Below are 18,919 nucleotides of genomic sequence, written 5' to 3' on the forward strand. Positions count from 1 at the left end.
TCGTGTCGGTGGAGACGGACGAGCCGCCCGGCGGCCCGGGGGCCGACCTGGGCCAGCCGGGCGAGCCGGTCGGCGTGCCGGGGGAGGAGCCGCCCGGGTCGGGGCGCCGCCGGATGGCGCGGCGCCGTCGGGCGCTGCTGGCGGTCGCGGCGGCCGCGGCCGTGGTGGCCGGGGGAGGGCTGGGCGCCGCCTCGTTGATCAAGTCGCCCGCCGAGCGGGCCGCGGACACCGCACCGCCGCCCAGCACGCTGATCACCGCCCAGGTGACCAGGCAGACGCTCACCCAGACCACGGTCATCCGGGGCCAGGTGTACCCGCCGACTCAGTACGACGTCGCGCCCAGGGCGGCCTCCCCGGACATCACCCAGCTCTACGTCTCGGCGCTCTCGGTCAAGTCCGGCGACCAGGCCGCGGACGGCCGGCAGCTCGCCGAGGTCTCCGGCCAGCCCCTGTTCGTCCTGGAGGGCCCGGTCCCCGCGTACCGGGACCTCAAGCCGGGCTCCAGCGGCCCGGACGTCGCGGAACTCCAGGCCGCCCTGGAGAAGCTCGGGTACGGGCACGGCGGCGATGCGCCGGGCACGTACGGGCCCGGCACGGCCAAGGCCGTCACCGGCTACTACCGGCACCTCGGCTACACCGCGCCGACCACCGGCGCGACCACCCAGCAGGCCGTCGACACCGCGGGGAAGACCGTCGAGGCGGACCGACAGGCCGTCGACGCGCTCAAGGCGCAGCGCACGGCCGCCGCGGCGGCACCCGCCGGCACACCGACGGCGGGCGGCACACCGACGACGGGCGGCCCCGCGGCAACCGGCGGCATACCGACGGCGGGTGGCGCCCCCGCGGGGCTCGGCCTCGACCAGCAACTCGCCAACGCCCGGAAGAAGTTGTCCGAGGACGAGGACGCGCTCGCCAAGGCGGAGGCGGTCAACGGCCCGATGGTCCCGGCCGGTGAGGTGGTCTTCCTGCCGTCGCTGCCGGCCACCGTCACGGCCATCAACTCCCCGGTCGGCGCGCCGGTCTCCGGTCCGCTGCTCTCGCTGACCAGCGGCGGCCTCGCCGTCACCGGGCAGCTCACCCCGGCCCAGGCGGCCGGGATCCGGCCGGGCATGGCGGTCGAGGTGTTCTCCGAGTCGAGCGGGACGACGGTCAGGGGCACCGTCGCCGAACTCGGTGCGCCGAGCACGACGCCGCCGGCCGGCCGGGTGATCGCGATAGGCGGCGGGGGCGGCGCGGGCTCCGGGGCCGGCGGGGGTACGGGAGCCGGTGCGGGCGGTGCCGCGACCGGGGGCGGGGGCGGGGGTGCCGGGGCGGGCGCGCCGAACGCGCCCGGCGGTCAGCCGGTCGCCGCCTACGTGCCCCTGCAGATCACCCCGACCGACCCGCTGCCCGCCGCCTTCAGCGGGCAGAACGTCCGGATCACCGTGCTGAAGAGCACCGCGGAGGACCCGGTGCTGAGCGTCCCGGTCGCGGCCGTGTTCACCACCTCCGCCGGTCAGAGCGCCGTCACCAGGGTCGCCCCGGGCGGGCAGCGCACCACCGTTCCCGTGACGACCGGGGTCAACGCCGACGGCTACGTCGGCGTCACCCCGGCCGAGGGCGCCCGGCTCGCGGAGGGCGACCAGGTGGTGGTCGGCCAGTGACGGCGGTGATCCGGCTCTCCGGGGTGGGGCGCAGCTTCCCCGGTACCCCGCCCGTCGTCGCGCTGCACCCCTGCGACCTGGCGATCGAGCGCAACGAGTACGTGGCGATCACCGGCCCGTCGGGATCGGGGAAGTCCACGCTGCTGCACCTGCTCGGCCTGCTCGACACCCCGACCACCGGCAGCTACGCCCTCGACGGCATCGACACCGGGCGGCTCGCCGACCGCGACCGCTCCACCCTGCGCGGGCGCCGGATCGGCTTCGTCTTCCAGTCCTTCCACCTGCTGCCGAACCGAACGGCCGAGGAGAACGTGCTGCTCGCCCAGGTCTACAACCGCACCCCGCGCGCCGGGCGCCGGGAGGCCGCCAGGGCCGCCCTGCGCCAGGTCGGCCTCGCCCACCGGGCCGACTCCCTGCCGACCACCCTCTCCGGCGGCGAGCGGCAACGGGTCGCGATCGCCCGGGCCCTGGTGAACCGGCCCAGCCTGCTGCTCTGCGACGAGCCCACCGGAAACCTGGACTCGGCCAACGCGCAGACCGTCCTGGACCACTTCCGGCACCTCCACGAGCAGGGCTACACCCTGGTCGTGATCACCCACGACCCGGGCGTGGCCGCCAGGGCCCAACGGACGGTGCGGATCAGCGACGGCCGGCTCAGCGACGGCCGGCTCAGCGACAGCCGGTTCAGCGTCGGCGACGGCGCCGCCCCCGACGCCAGCGCAACCGCCGACCCCGACGCCCGCCTCAGTGCCGGCACCGTCGCCGGCGCTGAACCGGCGGACTCCTGATGCCCGGCGGCGCGCTCGGCGAGCCCCCCTCCCGGCTGAGCCTGCGCGACCTGGTCGACGAGGCCCTGGCCGGGGTGCTCCAGCGGCCGGGCCGCTCGGTGCTGACCATGCTCGGCACCGTGCTCGGCATCGGCGCCTTCGTCGCCGTCCTCGGCCTGACCGCGACCGCCTCGGGCCAGATCGGCCGGCAGTTCGACCTCACCAAGGCGACCACGGTCACCGTGGCCGACAATCCGACGGACGACGGCGTGCCGCCCGGCACCAACCCGCCGATGAGCTTCCCCGAGGACGCGGACGCCCGCGTGCGGCGGATCGACGGCGTCACCGCGGCCGGCGTCTGGTGGCACGTCCCCGGCGGCCTGCACCGGATCGGCGCCTCGCCGACCGCCGACGGCTCCGCGGGGCAGGGGCTCTCCCTCTTCGCGGCCACCCCCGGCGCGGTCGCGGCCATGCAGCCGACCCTCGCCGCCGGCGTCACCCTCGACCCGTACCCGCAGCAGGCCCGGCTGCCGGTGGTGCTGCTCAGCCGTACGGCGGCGAACCGGCTCGGCGTGACCCGGCTCGACGCCCAGCCGGCGGTCTTCATCGACGGTCTGCCGTACACCGTGATCGGCGTCTACGCGGACGTGCAGCGGCTGCCCGACACCCTGCTCGGGGCGATCATCCCCGGCACCACGGCGCTGGACCGCTTCGGCAACCCCGACCGGGGCCAGGACCAGGGCGCCCACCTGCTGGCCGCGACCAGGGTCGGCGCGGCCCCGGTGGTCGCCCGGCAGCTGGCGGCGGCGCTGCGCCCCGACGCGGCGTCCCGGTTCACGGTGACCCCGCCGCCGGACCCGCACAGCCTGCAGGACCACATCACCTCGGACCTCACCGGACTGTTCCTCGCGCTCGCCGCGATCTGCCTGGTGGTCGGCGCGGTCGGGATCGCCAACACCACCCTCGTCGCCGTCCTGGAACGGACCCAGGAGATCGGCCTGCGCCGCTCGCTCGGCGCCCGCACCCACCACATCGCGGCCCAGTTCCTCACCGAGTCCACCGCCCTCGGCACCCTCGGCGGCCTGATCGGTACGAGCCTGGGCGTCGTGGTCGTCCTGGCGGTGGCCGCGGCCCGCTCCTGGACGGCCGTCCTGCAACCCGCGGCCACCCTCCCCGCTCCGCTGATCGGCACGATCGTCGGCCTCCTGGCAGGCCTGTACCCGGCCCTCCGCGCCGCCCGCACCGACCCCCTCAAAGCCCTCCGCTCCGGCTGACACCCCGGCCGCACTCCCTGCGGAAGCGCCGAGCGCCCGGGCAGCTGCCGACCGCCCGGGCAGCAGCCGGGCGGTCCGGGCCCGGCTCCGTCAGCGGGTCGGGCGGCTCGCGGCCAGCAGGTCGTGCAGGAGTGGCAGCAGCTCCTCGGTTTCGGCCTCGGCGAGTTCGCCGAACGCCCCGCTGGACCGGGCCAGGACGATCCCCGCGAAGGCCGCCGCCGCCAGCTCGGCCCGCAACTGCGGCCGGTCCACCCGCTCGTCGGCGAAGCGATCGCGCAGCGGCGCGACCAGCCGTTCGTGGAGGTAGGTGCGGGCGGCCTGCTGCACCTCGGTGTTGTCGCCGGGCAGCACCGCGGTCTGGAAGGCGGGGCCGGGGCCGCGCTGGGAGAAGCGCTCCAGCAGGCCGCGCAGGCGGTCCTCCGCCAGGAGGTCGGCCGGTACGGTGTCGCCCAGCTCGACCCGGACGGCGGCCAGGTAGAGCTGGGTCTTGCCGCCGAAGTACCGGGCGATCAACGCCGGGTCCACACCCGCCCGTTCACCGATCTCCCGGATGGTGGTGCGCTCGAATCCGCGATCGGCGAAGAGTTCCATCGCCGCCCGGACCAGGAGTTCCCGGCTGCGGGCGGCGTCCCGGCGTCGGGGCGCCGCCGGTTCTGCCGGTTCTGCCGGCTCTGCAGGTTCCGCGGCTGCCGCGCCGGTCACTGCTCGGTCCCGGCCCGCAGCACGGGCACCTCGCCTTCGCCGGCCACGCCGTCGGCGATGCTCTCGTCCACCATCAGCTCCTCGTCCACGCGCGAACCCCCGCGGGAGGCGGTCACGGCACCGAGCCGCGGCAGGACGATCGTAACCAGCCCGATCACCACCCAGACCGCACAGCCGATCAGCGCCGCGTCCCGGTAGCCGCCGTCGGTGGGCAACTGCCGCCCCGGCTCGGTGTGCGCCTGGAGCACGGCCCCGCAGAGCGCGCTGCCGGTGGAGTAACCGACGTAGCGCAGCACCTGGTTGAAGCTGACGGCGCTGCCGACCTCCCGGGCGGGCACCGCGTTGACGATCAACCCGGGCATCACGGCGAAGGTGCAGCCGACGCCGAGTCCGGCGATGCCCATCACCACCAGCAGTTCCCACAGCCGGCCGCGGGCGAACAGGAAGAACAGCATCGAGGCCAGCGAGACGGCGCAGCCCAGCGGCAGGACCAGGGCGGACGACGTGCGCCGGGCGAGCACCGGGACCACCTTGCTGGACAGCAGGCTGACCGCTGAGAACGGCAGCAGCACGAGCCCGGCGACCACGACCGAGACGCCCAGGCCGTAACCGGTGGACGCCGGCGTCTGGACGTAGCGGATCACCAGCGACATCAGCAGGTACATCCCGACGCCCGCGACCAGCCCGGCCACGTCGGCGGTCAGCACGACGGGGTTGCCCAGGCTGCGCAGGTCGATCAGCGGGTGGGCGGTGCGCAGCTCGTGCCGTATCCAGCCGGCCAGCAGCAGCACGGAGGCGGCCGCGACCGTCCACAGGCGGGCGCTGCCCCAGCCCCAGGTCTCGCCCTCGCTGAGCACCAGCAGCAGTCCGACCAGTGCCAGGCCGAGCAGCACCGCGCCGAGCGCGTCCAGCGGGCGCCGTTCGCGGTCCGTGGTGGGCGGCAGGACCAGGGCGGCCAGCACCAGGGCCAGGGCGCTGATCGCGGCGCCGAACCAGAAGCCCGCGTGGATGCCGAAGGACTCGGCGACCAGACCGGTGATCGGGTAGCCGAGGCCGACCCCGGCGACGGTGGTGATGGAGAGCAGTGCGACCGCCGAACGGGACGCCGCAGCGGGCAGGCTGTCCCGCGCGGTGGCGATGGCCAGCGGAGTCAGCCCGAGCCCGACGCCCTGCAGCGCGCGCCCCACGACCAGCCACCCGAAGCCGAGCGGCAGCGCGGCCAGCACACTGCCGAGGACCACCACCGCGGCCGCGCCGAGCGTGACCGTACGCCGGGCCGGACCGTCGCCGAGGCGGCCCAGCACCGGAGTGGCGACCGCTCCGACCAGCATCGTGATGGTCAGCGACCACTGGGCTTCGGAGAGCGACACCCGGTCGACGGCCGCGATGGTCGGGATCATCGGCGCACCGAGACTGCTGATCACCGCCACCACGGCACTGAGGAACACCAGAACGGGCACCAGGGCCCGCTCCCGCCGCGCCGACCGGCCCACCGGGCTCTCCATGGACGTGCCCTCCTTCGTCAGGGATCGAGTGCTCAAGCCATGTCATCGCCTGATGTCATCAACTGATGTCATCGCATGATGACATGCGCCTACCGCACGGTGGAAGCCCACGTGACCCCCGAGAAATGGCCCCCTATTCTCGGAGGCATGGCCATTCAGCGCATGGACAACGTCGGCATCGTCGTCGACGACCTCGACGCCGCGATCGCTTTCTTCACCGAACTCGGCATGGAGCTCGAAGGCAGGATGCAGATCGAAGGACGCTGGGCGGGAAACGTCGTCGGGCTCGACGACATGCGAAGCGAAATCGCGATGATGCGGATTCCGGACGCCCCGGGCCGGATCGAACTGGCGACGTATCACGCCCCGAAGGCGATCACCCCCGAGCCGGCCGTTACCCCCGCGAACACGCGGGGCCTGCACCGCGTCATGTTCGCCGTCGACGACATCGAGGACACCCTTGCCCGCCTCCGCCCGCACGGCGCCGAACTCGTCGGCGAAGTGACGCGCTACGAGGACAGCTACCTGCTCTGCTACCTCCGGGGGCCGAGCGGAATCATCCTCGCGCTGGCCGAGCAGCTGAACTGAGAAAAGGGGTTCCGCTCCCAAAGGCTGACAGCCGAAACGGTCCAGGCGCTGGAGAAAAACATCCGCGCCTGGACCAAGTCATGGAGCGACAAACCCCGACCTTTTGCCCGGACCAACACCGGCGACCGGATCCTGGAACTCCTGGCCGCCGCACATCTTGATCCGATTCCCGGCGGAGAACGCTAGGTGTGGTCCCGGCGCAGTTCGGCATTGATGCGCAGGGCCTCTTCGAGTTGGTCTTCGAGGATGATGATGCGGCAGGCGGCGTCGAGGGGAGTGCCCTGGTCGACGATTTCGCGGGCGCGGGCGGCGATGCGCAGCTGGTAGCGGGAGTAGCGGCGGTGGCCGCCGGCGGATCGCTGCGGACTGATGAGCTTGGCCTCGTCCAGGCTGCGGAGGAAACCCGGCGTGGTGCCCAGGATCTCCGCGGCCCGGCCCATGGTGTAAGCGGGGTAGTCGTCGTCGTCGAACTTGGTCTCTGCGCTCATGTGGTCCGCCGTGTCGTGGTTGGTGGCGAGAGTGGTCTGTTCCACCAGCACCTTCTTTCTCGGGAAACGGGTCGAGGGCCCCGGCGCGCAATTGCGCCGGGGCCCAGGGATATGAGGATTCACTGCACCATCTACTGCACTACTGCTGCCGGCTGTTGGGCCGGCCTGCGGCGTCCGCACTGCCCGGGGGAGGGGCAGGACGCGGGGATCGCGTATGCGTGACCGAGGACCACCTCTTCCATGACGTTCCATGATGATGGCTACTGCGGTGACCGCCCGGCGGGGATTGCATGCCGTGGCGGGCGATCCGACGGGGTGAACCCTTCCCTTCTCCTCTGATGTGCATCGTGCGTACTGCTGTTGCTGCCTACTTCTTTTACTGCGTACTGCTGGTACTTCCTTACTGCGTACTGCCGGTACTGCTGGTGTTGCTGTACTGCGCGTGCGCGACCGCCACCGCCCCGGGCCCCATGTGCAACCGGGTCCGCGACGCCTGGCAGGTCACCCGCCTTCCGCCAGGAACCCCTCCTGTCATGACCGGGGCCCCGCGTACCGACGACCTGCACGCCTCCTGCATCACTGCTGGTGTTGCCAACTGCGGTACTGCCCGGGCAGTTCGTGTCTGCCCGCCCTGCTGTCCTGCTCTTCCAACACCAGGAACACTACACAGGCCCCCGGGCAATGTCTACTCTCGCCAACACAGGTTTCCGTTCCCGAGTGGAAGACCTTATGTGCGTGGCCCTGGTGGGCCGTCGCCGGAGGCCGGCGCCGGGCAGCGCCCCGAGGCCCCGGGGCGCCGAAGGCGCCGCGCCCGGGACCTTGCCCGGCCATCACACATTTTTCAACGCGGTGGCCGCAGCTAGTGGAACCGCCGTGAGGCGGCGCGCTCGACGGGGCGCCGGGCGGCGACGGGCCGGGGCCGGACCGGCGGCGGTCCGGGGGCCGCCTCGGAGGTGTCCGTCCGAGGACGGCCGTTCGGGGGTGTCCTTTCCGGCGGCTTCCGGCGGGCACTATCCTCGGGTTCATGTCGAACCCTGATGGGCTGCTCGTCGACATCGCCGCCATGGTGGAGACGGAGAGCAGCAACCAGATGCCCCTGACCGTGGTCGTCCCAGGGGCGGTCATCACCGGCCGGCTGGCGCCGGAGCGCCTGTGGCATGAGCGGGTGTCCGAAGTCCTCGCGGCCTCCGACCACTTGAAGCCCTTCGCCGCCCTGTTCACGACGCCCGTCATCCGCGACGGTGGCACGGCCGCCGTACGGCCCACCCACTTGCACCTGCACGTCGCGCGCATCCTGCAGGGCAGTTACGGACTGCCCCACACCGGGGGCATGTACCGCATCGCCATCGCGGACATCAGCAGCTGGACGGTGGGAGACCTCAGCTACTCCGACCAGTGACCGCCCGCTCGCTGACCTGCGTTGACCTGAGCTGACCTGAGCTGACCTGAGCTGACCTGAGCTGACCTGAGCTGACCTGAGCTGGGCTCGGCGGGGCTGTGCAGCTGCCGCCGACGACCTGTTGCGGCCCGTCTGCTCCACCGGCCCGCCATCCCTGGCTGGGGGCGGGCCGGTGGGGCAGACGGGCCGGTGTTTCAGGCGGCAGTGGTGAGGTCGGCGCGGCCGAACAGGATCGCGTAGCCGTGCGGCAGCTGAGTGAGGAGGCGGTCCGCCAGCGGCCGGCCGACGAGTTCCGTGAGCGCGGCGAGCACCGAGGTGGTGTGCCAGCGGGCGGCGTCGGTGGTGGTGTCCAGGGTGGTGGCGACGGCGTCGACGAAGGCGTGCGCGCCCAGCGGCTGGGTGAGGGGGATCTGGGTGGCGAAGGCCCGGCGGGCGGGCTCGGGCAGGGCGGCGGCGAGGTCGCAGCGTTCCTCGCCGACGAGCTGGCCGCCGAGCGCGGCCAGGACGGCACGGAGGACGCGTTCGGCTTCCTGGTCGGTGTCGTAGCGACCGAGGTCGCGGACCTGTTGCACGAGGTGGCGGTGTCCGGTCATGGCGGTGGCTTCCGGAGGTCGGGCCGCGCGGGATGCGGCGGACGGACGGACGGGTAGGTCAGGGCCGCTGTCCCGGGTGCGGGCGACCGAAGAGGAGGTCGTAGCCGGGCGGCAGTTGGAGAAGTACGCGCTGGGTGAGGTCGTCGCCCGCGGCGTCTGCCACGGTGCTGAGGACGGCGCCGATGTCCCACAGGGCGGTGGCCTCGGTGGCGCCCTCGATCCAGGCGGCGGTGGCGCGGACGAACCTGTCGGGGGTGAGCGGTTCCGCGGCCTGCAGCGGGTTGAGCAGCACCAACGCCATGGCTTCGGGCAGGTGGGCGGCCAGGTCGGCGCGAACCCGGCCGACCAGATGGGCGCCGAGCAGGGCCAGGACGACGCGGGCCGCCCGCTCGGCCTCCTGGGGGGTGTCGTATTCGCCGCGCTCCCGGACCAGGTCCAGGAACGCCTCCCATCGAAGCGTCACCGCGCATCTCCCTCCGTTCGGGCGGCGCCCGTCGGCGCCACGGTCAGGGCTTGATGGGGTGCCCGGGGCGCGGGCTGTTCCGCGCGGCAGAGGGGGGTGGCCGCGCGGAACAGCCCGGTCCTGGGGGGCAGGCAGGGTCAGGCGGGATCAGGCGGGTCAGGCGGGTCAGGCCTGGATCTGCCTGCGGTCACCGCTGTGGCTGATCGCGATCTTGCGGGGCTTGGCCTTCTCCGCGACCGGGATCTTCAGGGTCAGCACGCCGCTGTCGTAGTCGGCGCTGATCCCTTCGGGGTCCAGCGTGTCGGACAGCATGACCTGGCGGGAGAAGACGCCGAGCGGGCGCTCGGACAGTTCCCACTTCACGTCCTCGCCCTCGCGGCGGGGGCGCCGTTCGGCCTTCACGGTCAGCATGTTCCGCTCGACGTCGATGTCGATCGCCTGCGGGTCCACCCCGGGCAGGTCGAAGCAGATCACGTACTCGTCGCCGGCGCGGTACGCGTCCAGCGGCATGGGGGTCGGGCGGGACCACGTGCCGGTCGTGCTGAGGAACTGCTGGGTCAGGCGGTCCAGCTCGCGGAACGGGTCGGTGCGCATCAGCATCGCGAAACACCTCCATCGGACTGATAGGTGCCAGTGCGCTTCACCTGAATCCGTTCTAACATGTCATCCATCCGATGACAACCAGGCGAGTCGCCAGGAGAGTGACGCCGAATGCCAGAGCAGCCCAAGCCCTTCCCTGCCGGCGGCAACCCGCCTCCCGAGCCCGCGTCCTTCCTCGCCGCGGCCGCCGCACTGGCCGCCATAGACGACGCCGTCCGCACCGCCCAGGCCCCGGCCCCCCAGGCCGGCCCCGGCCCAGCGCCGCAGACCGGACCCGACCAGGCCTTGGCCGCCCTGCTGCTACTGCGCGAACTCCGGACCGAACTCGCCGGCTGGGAGGCCGGCCTGGTCGAGACCGCGCGGGCAGCAGGCGCCACCTGGGCCGACCTCGCCCAGCCCATGGGCGTCGCCAGCCGCCAGGCCGCCGAGAACCGCTACCTGCGACTGCGGCCCCCAGCCGACGCCCCCGGCGCGCCCGGCACCGGCGCCGAACGCGTCAAGTCCGTACGCGACCGCCGCGCCGCGGAGCGCGCCGTCACGACCTGGGCCCGCGCGAACGCCGCCGACCTACGCGTCCTCGCCGCCCAGATCACCGCCCTCGCAGACCTGACCCCCGCGGCCCGCCCCGCCCAGGCCGCCCTCACCACCGCCCTCGGCGCCGCCGATGCCGCCGACCTCCTCGCGCCCCTCGCCGGCGTCCGCCCCCACCTCGGCACCCGCCACCCCGACCTCGCCGCCCGCCTCGACGCCTACACGGCCCACACCGACCGCCTCCGCCACGACAGCAACCGCCGCCGAGCCTGACCCCGACCCACACGACCACCGGCACCGGACCGAAGCCCGACTCCCCGAGGGCCAGCCCGGGCGCGGCAACGACCACCAAACCCGCCACCGTGAAACGACGAAGGCCCGGACCGCCAGAAACCGCCGAGCGGCCTGTCGGTCCTGCGCGTAGTCGCCGCCGGAGACGCCCAGCCTCCCGATGCACCGGCCGCTCGGCCGGAGCCGGGTCACTTCAGTGGTGAGGCGGGGGTGGGGACCGCGTGGGTGATGACGGACTTCTCGGGGATCAGCAGGCTGTGGACAACCGGCCCGATCTCGTTCGTCCAGCGCTCGTGCTGGTAGACGGCCGCGTACAGGACCTCACTCTGGGCCTCGTCCTCGAAGCGGCGGATCCACACGTAGCCGTCCTCGTCCCGGGCGTCGACGAAGGAGGCGGTCACGTCCATGCCCAGCGACGACTGGAACGGGATGACCACGTCCTCCATGTAGCGGACCCACTCCTCGCGCCGTCCGGGTTGCGCCTGGTAGCGGCGGATCTCATAGTACACGGCGCGACTCCTAACTCACATGCAGGAATGGTCAGTTGGTGACACTGAGGACGATCTTGCCGCGGGTGCGGCCGGCTTCGAGCCGGTCGTGGGCCGTGCCGGCTTGCTCCAGCGGGAAGGTCTCCTCGACCTCGACGGCGACCTGGCCGGCGTCGATCAGGCCGGCGATCGTGGTCAGCGCCGCGCCGTCCGGCTCGACCAGGTAAGGGGTGACCCGCACCCCGGCCGCCTCGGCGGCCGCAGCCAGTTCCGGGGAGACACCGGCCGGGACGGCGACCAGCAGGCCGCCCGGGCGCAGGACCTTGAGCGACCGGGTGCTGGTCCGGTCGTGGGCGTCGCCCACCAGGTCGATGACGACGTCGACGTCGTTGGTGACGTCCTCAAAGCGGGTGGTGGTGTAGTCGATGGTCTCGGCGGCGCCGAGTTCCCTGAGCCATGGATGGCGTGCAGCACTGGCGGTGGCGATCACGTGGGCGCCCAGGTGCCGGGCGAACTGGACCGCGAAGTGGCCCACCCCGCCGGCGGCGGCCGTGATCAGGACGCGCTGGCCGGCCCGCACCTTGGCGGTGTCGGCGACGGTCTGCCAGGCGGTCAGCGCCGCCAGCGGCACGGCGGCCGCGTGCACGTGGTCGATGGTGGCCGGTTTGCGGGCCCACTGGCGGGCCGGCGCGGTCACGTACTCGGCGTAGCCGCCGCCGGCGCGCGGGAACCACGGCATGCCGTACACCTCGTCGCCGACGTTCAGCGTGGTCACGCCGAAGCCGACCTCCTCCACCACCCCGGACACGTCCCAGCCCAGAATCAGCGGGAACGTCTGCAACCCTGCCATGCCCTGGCCCTCACGGGTCTTCCAGTCCACCGGGTTGACGCCGGCGGCATGCACGCGCACCAGCACCTCGGTCGGCAGCGGCTCGGGGCGCGCGACCTTCTCGACGGTCAGCACCTCCGGTCCGCCGAACTCAGTGACGGTGACCGCCTGCATGGTGTTCTCGCTCATGTCCGTCCCACTCCTTCTTCCGCCGGGACCGTTCTCCCGGCGGAAGAAAGACTCGCGGTCGGCGGTGGGGGCGAGTGAGTGGCCGGAGGGTCACCTGTCGTACCATTCCGGCCATGCCGCACCGCGTTGCCGTTCTCGCTCTCGACGGAGTCCTGCCTCTGGACCTGGGTATCCCGGCCCGGGTGTTCAATGAGGCGTGTGAACCGGACGGAACCCGTCTGTACTCCGTCAGCACCTGTTCCCTCGGCGGCCGGCCGGTGCGCACGCACGAGGACTACCGGATCGTCGTCGACCACGACGAGTCGGCGCTGGAGACCGCGGACACCGTCGTCATCGCCACGCAGGAGCCCGACGAGCACCTGCTCGTGACCGGCGCGCTCCCCGAGGAACTCGCCACGGCGCTGAACCGGATAGGGCCGCGCACCCGCATCGTCAGCCTGTGCACCTCGGCCTTCCTGCTCGCGGCGGCCGGTCTGCTGGATGGTCGGCGAGCCACCACGCACTGGGCGCTGTGCGACGCGCTGGCGCGGCTGTTCCCCGAGGTCCAGGTCGATCCGGACGTGCTGTTCGTCGACAACGGACGCATCCTGACGTCGGCCGGCGGAGCCGCCGGCATCGACCTGTGCCTGCACATGATTCGTCTGGACCACGGGGCGGCGGTGGCCTCGGCCGCCGCGCGGCGCTGCGTGGTGGCGCCGTGGCGCGAGGGGGGTCAGGCGCAGTTCATCGAGCACCCGGTCCCGCAGGACACCGACCGTTCCACGTCGGCGACGCGGCAGTGGGCGCTGGACCGGCTGGCCGAGTCGATCACGCTCGAGGATCTGGCCCGGCACGCGCACATGAGCGAGCGCACCTTCACCCGGCGGTTCCGCAGCGAGGTGGGCAGCAGCCCGCTGAAGTGGCTGGCGCAGCAGCGACTGGCGCACGCGCGCCTGTTGCTGGAGTCCACCGACCTCACCGTAGCGAGGATCGCCACCGCCTGCGGCTTCGGCGACCCGGTCGCCCTGCGCAAGCACTTCCACACGTACATGGGCCTGTCACCACTGGCCTACCGCCGCGCCCACAATGCACCGGAGCCGATGACAGCACGGTGACCACCCAGCCGGACCATGGCCGCGGCAACACATCACCAACCTCCCGGTACGTCGAGTGACCCCTGCCGCCAGAGGCCCGTGGTTCGGAGCACCACGGGCCTCCGGGCAGCGGATGCGACCACTGATCCTAAGCGGACCGGACGACCCCGGTGAAGGCTCCTCCTGTTGGTTTCTGATCAATCCGACAGCGCCGCAGCAGGGAGCCGGTCGGCCTGTCCAAGATCCGAGGAGAACTTCGGTTGCGCCGGCCACGGCCGCAGACCACCCGGTGTCCATGTTCGCGGGGAAGCCCTGAGGACCGATCCGGACTCAGGCCGAAGGGCGGGCAGGGTGAACACGGAAGGCCCGGACCACCTCGCGGTCCTGGCCATCGTCGGCGGAGGCGCCGATGTTGAAGATGACGTAGCCGTAGCCGGCGCGGATGTTCGCGATGCGGTACTCGTTGGCTGCGATGGCTTTTCGATGTCAGTGAGGCGGGCGGGGAGCGGTTCGGCGAGGAACAGCTCGTCGACTGGGTCAACCGCGTCGAGCACGCGCAGGACGGGATGCGGGCCGTGGTGCGGGCGCCCTCCCACGTCCTGAAGGAGAAGCGGGGCGGGCGCACGAGCGACGACGCCACCCTGGTCCTGGTCGAGTGGCGCTGAGACACCGGCACCCCGGCGCCCGTCCGCGCCTCCCGCGGCCGGCCGGATCGGCCCGGCACGGGCGGAGTACCGTGGGATTGTCGGGGCAGCCCGAGCCGTCGCTCCCCAAGGACCGGCCCTCGCTCAGCGGGCCCGGCCAGTCCCCGCGAACAGGTGGCGAGCCATGTCGGACGAAGCCGTTGCTTCCCACCAAGGACTTCTGCCGGACCGGTTCCGGCAGGCCGCGCAGCCGGGGACGGTCTTGTCGCGCCTGGAGACCACGCAGTCGCGGGAGGGCGTCCTCGACGGCGACACGATGAGCCAGGAGGCGCCCCTGGCCGCGATGGCACGCGTGGTCGAGACCGGTACAAGTACCGGCTCGGCACGGCAGATCCTCATCGCCACCGGTATCGGCTCCGAGTCACCGGCCGAGGAGACCTGAGACCACCAGCTTTGCAGGCTGGCTTCCTTGGACAGACAGGAAGGTGGGACAGCGCGATGTCCGTCTACGTGAAACTCTCAGCTGACGCCCGGGCACCGGCGGAGCCGTCGAAGGGGCCGTTGGACCTGCAGTACGAGGACGGCGCGGACGGCGGCGTCACCTTCGAGTACGACCTGCATCCGAGCGGCGCGCTGCGCATCCTGCGGGTCTTCGAGGACACCCCGCACCGGATCGAGGCGTGCTTCAGCCCCGGAGCGTGGCTCCAGGTCGCCGGCACCTACCTGCGAAGCGGGTCCGAATACTGACGGCGATCCGCCCCGCGCGAACCGCGGGAACGCCACTCAGCCGACGGCGGTCACCTGGCGGCTCAGCGCTTCGCGGTCCGACCCCCGCGCCGGAACCGGACGGCGGAGAGGGCCATCGCGACGACCAGTACGGCGATACCGATGAACAGCAGGTAGAGCAGGCCCTTGGCGACGACACCGACCAGCCCGAGCACGATCGCCACGATGATCAGGAAGAGTACGAGTGCCACTTCGGCCTCCTTCAAGGTCTGTCCGGGGCCACCGGCGGGTCGGCGGTGGGCTGGGGCCCGCACCCCACGTATGGGCGCGTATGTCGGGGCCAAACCTGACGGCCGTTTCGAGCCGCCGCACGGGCGGAGTCCACCGGTCGCGGTTGATCCACCTCCCTCATACCGTGGTTCTCGGGGGCGGGATCGTTGCACGGGAGGCCAGGATGCGGCAGTACCGATGGGTTCTGGAGACCCAGGCCGACGACGGCCGCTGGTCCCGGCAGGGCGGTACTCCGATGCAGAATCCGCTGGAATATGACGGGCCGCCCCAGCGGGCGGCCAACCACCTGCGGGACGTGTTCGTACGTACCCTCTCCCAGCCCGCTCCCGGCCCCCGCGCGGTCAGGATCCGCCTCTGGGAAGGGGCCGATGCCGCCGGCGAACCCCAGGCCGAGACCGAGTGGTCACGCGAGTGACCCACCGGCCCAGGCTGTACAGGGTGCCTGCCATCTGCCTCTAAGCGGTTACCGGCCAGGAGGCGGCCCGGCTTCGGGCGAGGTCCGATCGCCTGCCGGCCTCACCAGCGCCGTCGGAGGGTGCGACGGCCGACGGCAGGAAGTCGGAACGGGCCTCCGGCTGTGCCGCACCGCCGCCCATCTCGGTGGCGAGCAGGGCGCTCGCGGTGCTGGTGTTCACGGGATCGGCCGCCTCGGACATCAGCCGGGCGGCATCGACGGCGTCCGTCTGCGGCGGGACGACCAGCAGGTTCAACCGGCGCGGGGCGTACGAGCAGACCGTGATCATGTGCTCGTCCTGCTCGATGGTGAACCAGCCCGCGTGGACGGTGTGGCCCGCGACCGGGATCCGCCGGGGAACGGTCGGCCACTGCGCGGGGTTCACGGTGATCCGGGTGACCCGGCCCCACCGCGCGTCGAGCTCGGCGGCCAGGGAGGGGAGTTCGAGAAGAAGGTCACGCGACCGGGGCCACCAGGCCCCGTCCAGCCGACCGGCCCGCACGCCGACGGGTGCGAGGGACAGCCGCAGGGGGGATTCGGGAGTGGCAGGCGTCGTCGCACGATCCAGGATCGCAGTCATGATCAAGGCCCTGTCTCCGCACCCGACCGGGGCCGGGTCCGGGATAGCCGTTCGCCGGAGACGACGCCAGAGTCAGTGCCGGCATACGAAGTGCCTTCGGTGATAGCCAGGCTACTCTCGGTTCGGCCCGAACCTGGCATGGTCGCGGCATGCTGACGATGACCGCCTACTCGCGTCCCGCACTACCGGATGGCGATGAGTTCCCCGCGCTCGACGGCCTCGCGGAGTGCCGCGATGCCCAGCGACCGCTGCCACAGTTCGAGAGTGCTGCCCCGCCTCCATTCGCGCCCGGCCGTCGAACGGCCGACCACGCGGCGCAACCGCCTGAACAGGGACGAACGGCCCTCGGGATCGGGAGGCTTCATCGGCATGGGCGTTGACTGCCATGGTCGATGGCGTTCCCGCGCCAACGGCGCGGCCAGAGCCGGCTGGGCAGTCGGCGCTCAGAGCGTGCAGGTGTGCTCCCAAGGCCCAGGGATCCGATGTCGGTTCCTGGCGACGAGCCAGTAGGCCCCGGCCGCCATCTGGGTGACTCCGGGCAGAGACAGCAGGCGTCCGGCGGCACGGGCGCCGGCGTTGCCGGTCCGGGCCCAGACCGCGAAGGCGGCGGCACCGCCGTGGCATTGCTCGCCCTGGACGAACCACATCTGGGCCCTGGCCTGGTCCTCGGTCAGCCCGTAGGCCGTCAGGTCTGCGCCCTGCCAGGGTCGGACCACGCCGGCCAGGGCCAGGCGCGGCATGAGGAAGCGGATGGCTGCGCGACAGAAGCCGCAGCTGCCGTCGTAGATGATCACTGGCGACATGGTGTCGGGCATGCTCCGCCGTCCCTGTCTTGCGGGGCCGGCCTTTCAGCCGGCCGATCCGGTCTGCGGCGGTACGGGGGCAGCTTCCGCCGTGGACGACGTCCTCACCCTGCCTTCGGTTGTTCGCCGCAGGGTGCTCCGGCACGCGTGTCCCAGGGACGTCCAGAAGCGGTCCGGCAGGAACACGGCATCCGCGATGATCATTGCTCCGGAGAACACCGGGAGTCCCAGGAGAACCGCGATGCCCACGTGCATGCCGAGGAGCATGGTGAGCACGAGGTACTTGTACCTGCCGAACAGGACGAACGGAAAGGCCACTTGCAGGAGCACGGTCGCATAGCTCGCGACGGCGACCAGCACCGGACGGCTGTCCACCAGGAGCGACAGCGCGGGCCACGGCCGGAACAGGTCGAGGTTCAGGACGTAGTGGAGGGCGGTTCCGCTTCCCCAGGAGCCGCCCTGCACCTTGTACAGCCCTGCGGATCCGTAGAGGAAGCAGACCTGAGCCGCGATGACGAACATGCCGCAGTTGTGCAGCACCGTCGTCAAGAGCTGGCGCACGTAACCGAGTTGACATACCAGGTTGCGAGCTCCGCGGCGTCCTGTCGATCGCGTGGCCTTGCCCGCGAACGCTCGGATCCGGGCTCTGCGTGCGTCGAGGGACCAGCGTCGGCCGCACGCGGTGAAGGGCAGGTACAGGGCCATCAGCAGGATGAGGTTGTCGCCTCCGTCCGTCATGAAGACGGCCCTGGCGTGGAAGGAGGTGACCACGATCGCGAACAGGACGGACACCGCCCGGGTGTGCCAACCGAGCATGAACACCGCGGAGGTGACCAGAGCCAGCGCGTAGCAGGCCTCGAAGTACGCCTGGTCGTCGGACAGGGTCAGGATGCTGGACCATTCCGTCTGGTGGAACAGCTCGGTGGCCAGCGCGGGCGTCCACGGCGAGCCGGGACCCCAGATTTCGTTGCGGTGGGGGAACTCCCTCAGTAGGAGGGCCAGGTAGAGCAGCCCGTACCCGATGCGCAGCACCGCCGCCGCGTGGAGGGAGATCGGCGGCCTGGTCAGGATGGTGCGCGGCGCTCCGAGGCGATCGAGCAGCCGCTGCGCGTGCGTGCCCGAGGACTGCGGGGCCGGGTGGTGCGGCGTGGCCGCCACGCGGGGTGCTTGCTCAGTTTCCATCGGATGCCACCTTCCACCAGGGCAGGTACCTGGTCTGGGCCGGTGCGTTCGGACGGGGGCCGACTGATGTGTCGGCGGCGATCGGCCGTGTGATCACCCGCAGCTCGATGTCCTCGAACGCGTCGTGCCGGTAGGCGGATACGCGGTCCACGGCGATGTTGCGCAGGTACTTCTGCAGCATCAGGGCTCGTTCTGAGTTCGATCGGTCATCGGTTCCGTGCGATCCGGCATAGGCGTCCCAGGCGCGGCGCAGCATGTTCTGGGAGGTGCGGCTCGGGAAGGGGTTGTGGTTGACGGCGGAATCGTCGACGGCGGTCATGTCGAACCAGTCGCTGACCTGGTGGGTGCCGTCGGCGGAGACGTGGAGGGTCCTCGCGGAAACCTGTTGGGTGACCGATTGCGGATCCGGGGCGAAGAGTCGCCAGTTCTGTTCGAACAGCGGGTGGATCCAGGCATTGATCTGCTTGCGGTAGTGCTGTGACACTTCGTTCGAAGGGGCGACGTACAGAAACACCATGACCACGTGGACGAGAGCGACCGCCAGACACAGGGCCGCAGCGATGCTCACGGTCGCCCGCAGCGGGAGCGACAGATCCGAGAATCCTGGGGGCTGGCTGGGTGCCCCGGCCGTAGGTCGCACGTGCGGTCCCGTGCCGGCGGCGGCCGCGTCGTGGACCAGCCCGCTGCACGGGCGCTCCTCCACATCCTGTGGCCCAACGGTGCCAGGCGTGGTGCCGCGCCCAGTCGTTTCCATCTTCGTTGCTCCCCTCGCAGGCAGGTTGCTGTGATCTTCGGAATGCCTGCCCGGGGCTGCCC

The 18,919-nt window shown here is 72.0% G+C and carries 23 protein-coding genes; 10 read left to right on the plus strand and 13 right to left on the minus strand.

The window, feature by feature from the left end:
• Nucleotides 1-2 precede the first annotated feature (2 nt).
• The 3 genes from AC0B61_RS03910 to AC0B61_RS03920 are packed head-to-tail and all read left to right on the plus strand — an operon-like array spanning nt 3 to nt 3,684.
• Complete coding sequence (locus AC0B61_RS03910) at nt 3-1,643, plus strand: peptidoglycan-binding protein (protein ID WP_471739021.1); 1,641 nt, start codon at nt 3-5, stop codon at nt 1,641-1,643.
• Entirely contained in the window at nt 1,640-2,431 is a 792-nt protein-coding gene (locus AC0B61_RS03915) for an ABC transporter ATP-binding protein (RefSeq protein WP_471739022.1), read from the plus strand. The genes AC0B61_RS03910 and AC0B61_RS03915 overlap by 4 nt, the downstream gene beginning before the upstream one ends.
• Complete coding sequence (locus AC0B61_RS03920) at nt 2,431-3,684, plus strand: ABC transporter permease (RefSeq protein WP_471739023.1); 1,254 nt, start codon at nt 2,431-2,433, stop codon at nt 3,682-3,684. The genes AC0B61_RS03915 and AC0B61_RS03920 overlap by 1 nt, the downstream gene beginning before the upstream one ends.
• 90 nt (nt 3,685-3,774) lie before the next feature.
• Here AC0B61_RS03920 and AC0B61_RS03925 read toward each other — a convergent pair whose 3' ends face one another.
• Nucleotides 3,775-4,386 carry a TetR/AcrR family transcriptional regulator gene (locus AC0B61_RS03925; protein ID WP_471739024.1) on the minus strand — a complete coding sequence of 204 codons (612 nt, stop codon included), beginning with the start codon at nt 4,384-4,386 and terminating at the stop codon, nt 3,775-3,777.
• Nucleotides 4,383-5,891, minus strand: coding sequence for an MFS transporter (locus AC0B61_RS03930; protein WP_471739025.1), 1,509 nt, complete (start codon nt 5,889-5,891; stop codon nt 4,383-4,385). The genes AC0B61_RS03925 and AC0B61_RS03930 overlap by 4 nt, the downstream gene beginning before the upstream one ends.
• Before the next feature lie 147 nt (nt 5,892-6,038).
• On the opposite strand from AC0B61_RS03930, the gene AC0B61_RS03935 reads away from it, so the two are divergent.
• The gene (locus AC0B61_RS03935; RefSeq protein ID WP_471739026.1) at nt 6,039-6,479 is read left to right on the plus strand and encodes a VOC family protein; all 441 of its coding nucleotides are present in this window, start codon (nt 6,039-6,041) and stop codon (nt 6,477-6,479) included.
• A gap of 182 nt (nt 6,480-6,661) precedes the next feature.
• Here AC0B61_RS03935 and AC0B61_RS03940 read toward each other — a convergent pair whose 3' ends face one another.
• Complete coding sequence (locus AC0B61_RS03940) at nt 6,662-6,967, minus strand: MerR family transcriptional regulator (protein WP_471739369.1); 306 nt, start codon at nt 6,965-6,967, stop codon at nt 6,662-6,664.
• Between the two features lie 1,024 nt (nt 6,968-7,991).
• On the opposite strand from AC0B61_RS03940, the gene AC0B61_RS03945 reads away from it, so the two are divergent.
• Nucleotides 7,992-8,366: a hypothetical protein gene (locus AC0B61_RS03945; protein ID WP_471739027.1), complete on the plus strand. Its 375-nt coding sequence runs from the start codon at nt 7,992-7,994 to the stop codon at nt 8,364-8,366.
• A 194-nt stretch (nt 8,367-8,560) separates the two neighbouring features.
• Here the strand turns inward: AC0B61_RS03945 and AC0B61_RS03950 are convergent, their stop codons facing one another.
• The 3 genes from AC0B61_RS03950 to AC0B61_RS03960 all read right to left on the minus strand — a co-directional run bounded on the left by AC0B61_RS03950 (nt 8,561) and on the right by AC0B61_RS03960 (nt 10,022).
• Nucleotides 8,561-8,959 (minus strand): DUF2267 domain-containing protein, encoded by a 399-nt coding sequence (locus AC0B61_RS03950; RefSeq protein ID WP_471739028.1) that lies wholly within the window; start codon nt 8,957-8,959, stop codon nt 8,561-8,563.
• Between the two features lie 58 nt (nt 8,960-9,017).
• Complete coding sequence (locus tag AC0B61_RS03955) at nt 9,018-9,422, minus strand: DUF2267 domain-containing protein (protein ID WP_471739029.1); 405 nt, start codon at nt 9,420-9,422, stop codon at nt 9,018-9,020.
• A 165-nt stretch (nt 9,423-9,587) separates the two neighbouring features.
• The gene (locus AC0B61_RS03960) at nt 9,588-10,022 is read right to left on the minus strand and encodes an Hsp20/alpha crystallin family protein (protein WP_471739030.1); all 435 of its coding nucleotides are present in this window, start codon (nt 10,020-10,022) and stop codon (nt 9,588-9,590) included.
• A 111-nt stretch (nt 10,023-10,133) separates the two neighbouring features.
• On the opposite strand from AC0B61_RS03960, the gene AC0B61_RS03965 reads away from it, so the two are divergent.
• Nucleotides 10,134-10,826 carry a hypothetical protein gene (locus AC0B61_RS03965; protein WP_471739031.1) on the plus strand — a complete coding sequence of 231 codons (693 nt, stop codon included), beginning with the start codon at nt 10,134-10,136 and terminating at the stop codon, nt 10,824-10,826.
• A 206-nt stretch (nt 10,827-11,032) separates the two neighbouring features.
• Here AC0B61_RS03965 and AC0B61_RS03970 read toward each other — a convergent pair whose 3' ends face one another.
• Nucleotides 11,033-11,353, minus strand: a complete 321-nt coding sequence (locus AC0B61_RS03970; RefSeq protein ID WP_471739032.1) for an NIPSNAP family protein — start codon at nt 11,351-11,353, stop codon at nt 11,033-11,035.
• A gap of 31 nt (nt 11,354-11,384) precedes the next feature.
• A complete protein-coding gene (locus tag AC0B61_RS03975; protein WP_471739033.1) occupies nt 11,385-12,350 on the minus strand; it encodes an NADP-dependent oxidoreductase in 966 nt (321 codons plus the stop codon).
• Nucleotides 12,351-12,463: 113 nt separating this feature from the next.
• Here AC0B61_RS03975 and AC0B61_RS03980 point away from each other — a divergent pair, with 113 nt between their 5' ends.
• The 3 genes from AC0B61_RS03980 (at nt 12,464) to AC0B61_RS03990 (ending at nt 14,814) form a co-directional block, all read left to right on the plus strand.
• Nucleotides 12,464-13,444, plus strand: a complete 981-nt coding sequence (locus tag AC0B61_RS03980) for a GlxA family transcriptional regulator (RefSeq protein WP_471739034.1) — start codon at nt 12,464-12,466, stop codon at nt 13,442-13,444.
• Between the two features lie 807 nt (nt 13,445-14,251).
• Nucleotides 14,252-14,509, plus strand: coding sequence for a hypothetical protein (locus AC0B61_RS03985; protein WP_471739035.1), 258 nt, complete (start codon nt 14,252-14,254; stop codon nt 14,507-14,509).
• Nucleotides 14,510-14,565: 56 nt separating this feature from the next.
• Entirely contained in the window at nt 14,566-14,814 is a 249-nt protein-coding gene (locus AC0B61_RS03990) for a hypothetical protein (protein WP_471739036.1), read from the plus strand.
• 62 nt (nt 14,815-14,876) lie between these two features.
• On the opposite strand, the gene AC0B61_RS03995 is transcribed toward AC0B61_RS03990, so the two are convergent.
• Nucleotides 14,877-15,044 (minus strand): hypothetical protein, encoded by a 168-nt coding sequence (locus tag AC0B61_RS03995; protein WP_471739037.1) that lies wholly within the window; start codon nt 15,042-15,044, stop codon nt 14,877-14,879.
• A gap of 203 nt (nt 15,045-15,247) precedes the next feature.
• Here AC0B61_RS03995 and AC0B61_RS04000 point away from each other — a divergent pair, with 203 nt between their 5' ends.
• Nucleotides 15,248-15,499, plus strand: coding sequence for a hypothetical protein (locus AC0B61_RS04000; protein ID WP_471739038.1), 252 nt, complete (start codon nt 15,248-15,250; stop codon nt 15,497-15,499).
• A gap of 40 nt (nt 15,500-15,539) precedes the next feature.
• On the opposite strand, the gene AC0B61_RS04005 is transcribed toward AC0B61_RS04000, so the two are convergent.
• The 4 genes from AC0B61_RS04005 to AC0B61_RS04020 form a co-directional block, all read right to left on the minus strand.
• The gene (locus AC0B61_RS04005) at nt 15,540-16,118 is read right to left on the minus strand and encodes a DUF5994 family protein (RefSeq protein WP_471739039.1); all 579 of its coding nucleotides are present in this window, start codon (nt 16,116-16,118) and stop codon (nt 15,540-15,542) included.
• Between the two features lie 443 nt (nt 16,119-16,561).
• Nucleotides 16,562-16,933 (minus strand): thiol-disulfide oxidoreductase DCC family protein, encoded by a 372-nt coding sequence (locus AC0B61_RS04010; RefSeq protein ID WP_471739040.1) that lies wholly within the window; start codon nt 16,931-16,933, stop codon nt 16,562-16,564.
• 33 nt (nt 16,934-16,966) lie between these two features.
• A complete protein-coding gene (locus AC0B61_RS04015) occupies nt 16,967-18,103 on the minus strand; it encodes an HTTM domain-containing protein (RefSeq protein WP_471739041.1) in 1,137 nt (378 codons plus the stop codon).
• A complete protein-coding gene (locus AC0B61_RS04020) occupies nt 18,093-18,857 on the minus strand; it encodes a DUF5819 family protein (RefSeq protein ID WP_471739042.1) in 765 nt (254 codons plus the stop codon). The genes AC0B61_RS04015 and AC0B61_RS04020 overlap by 11 nt, the downstream gene beginning before the upstream one ends.
• Nucleotides 18,858-18,919: the final 62 nt, after the last annotated feature.

Source organism: Kitasatospora sp. NPDC023385 (assembly GCF_055664045.1).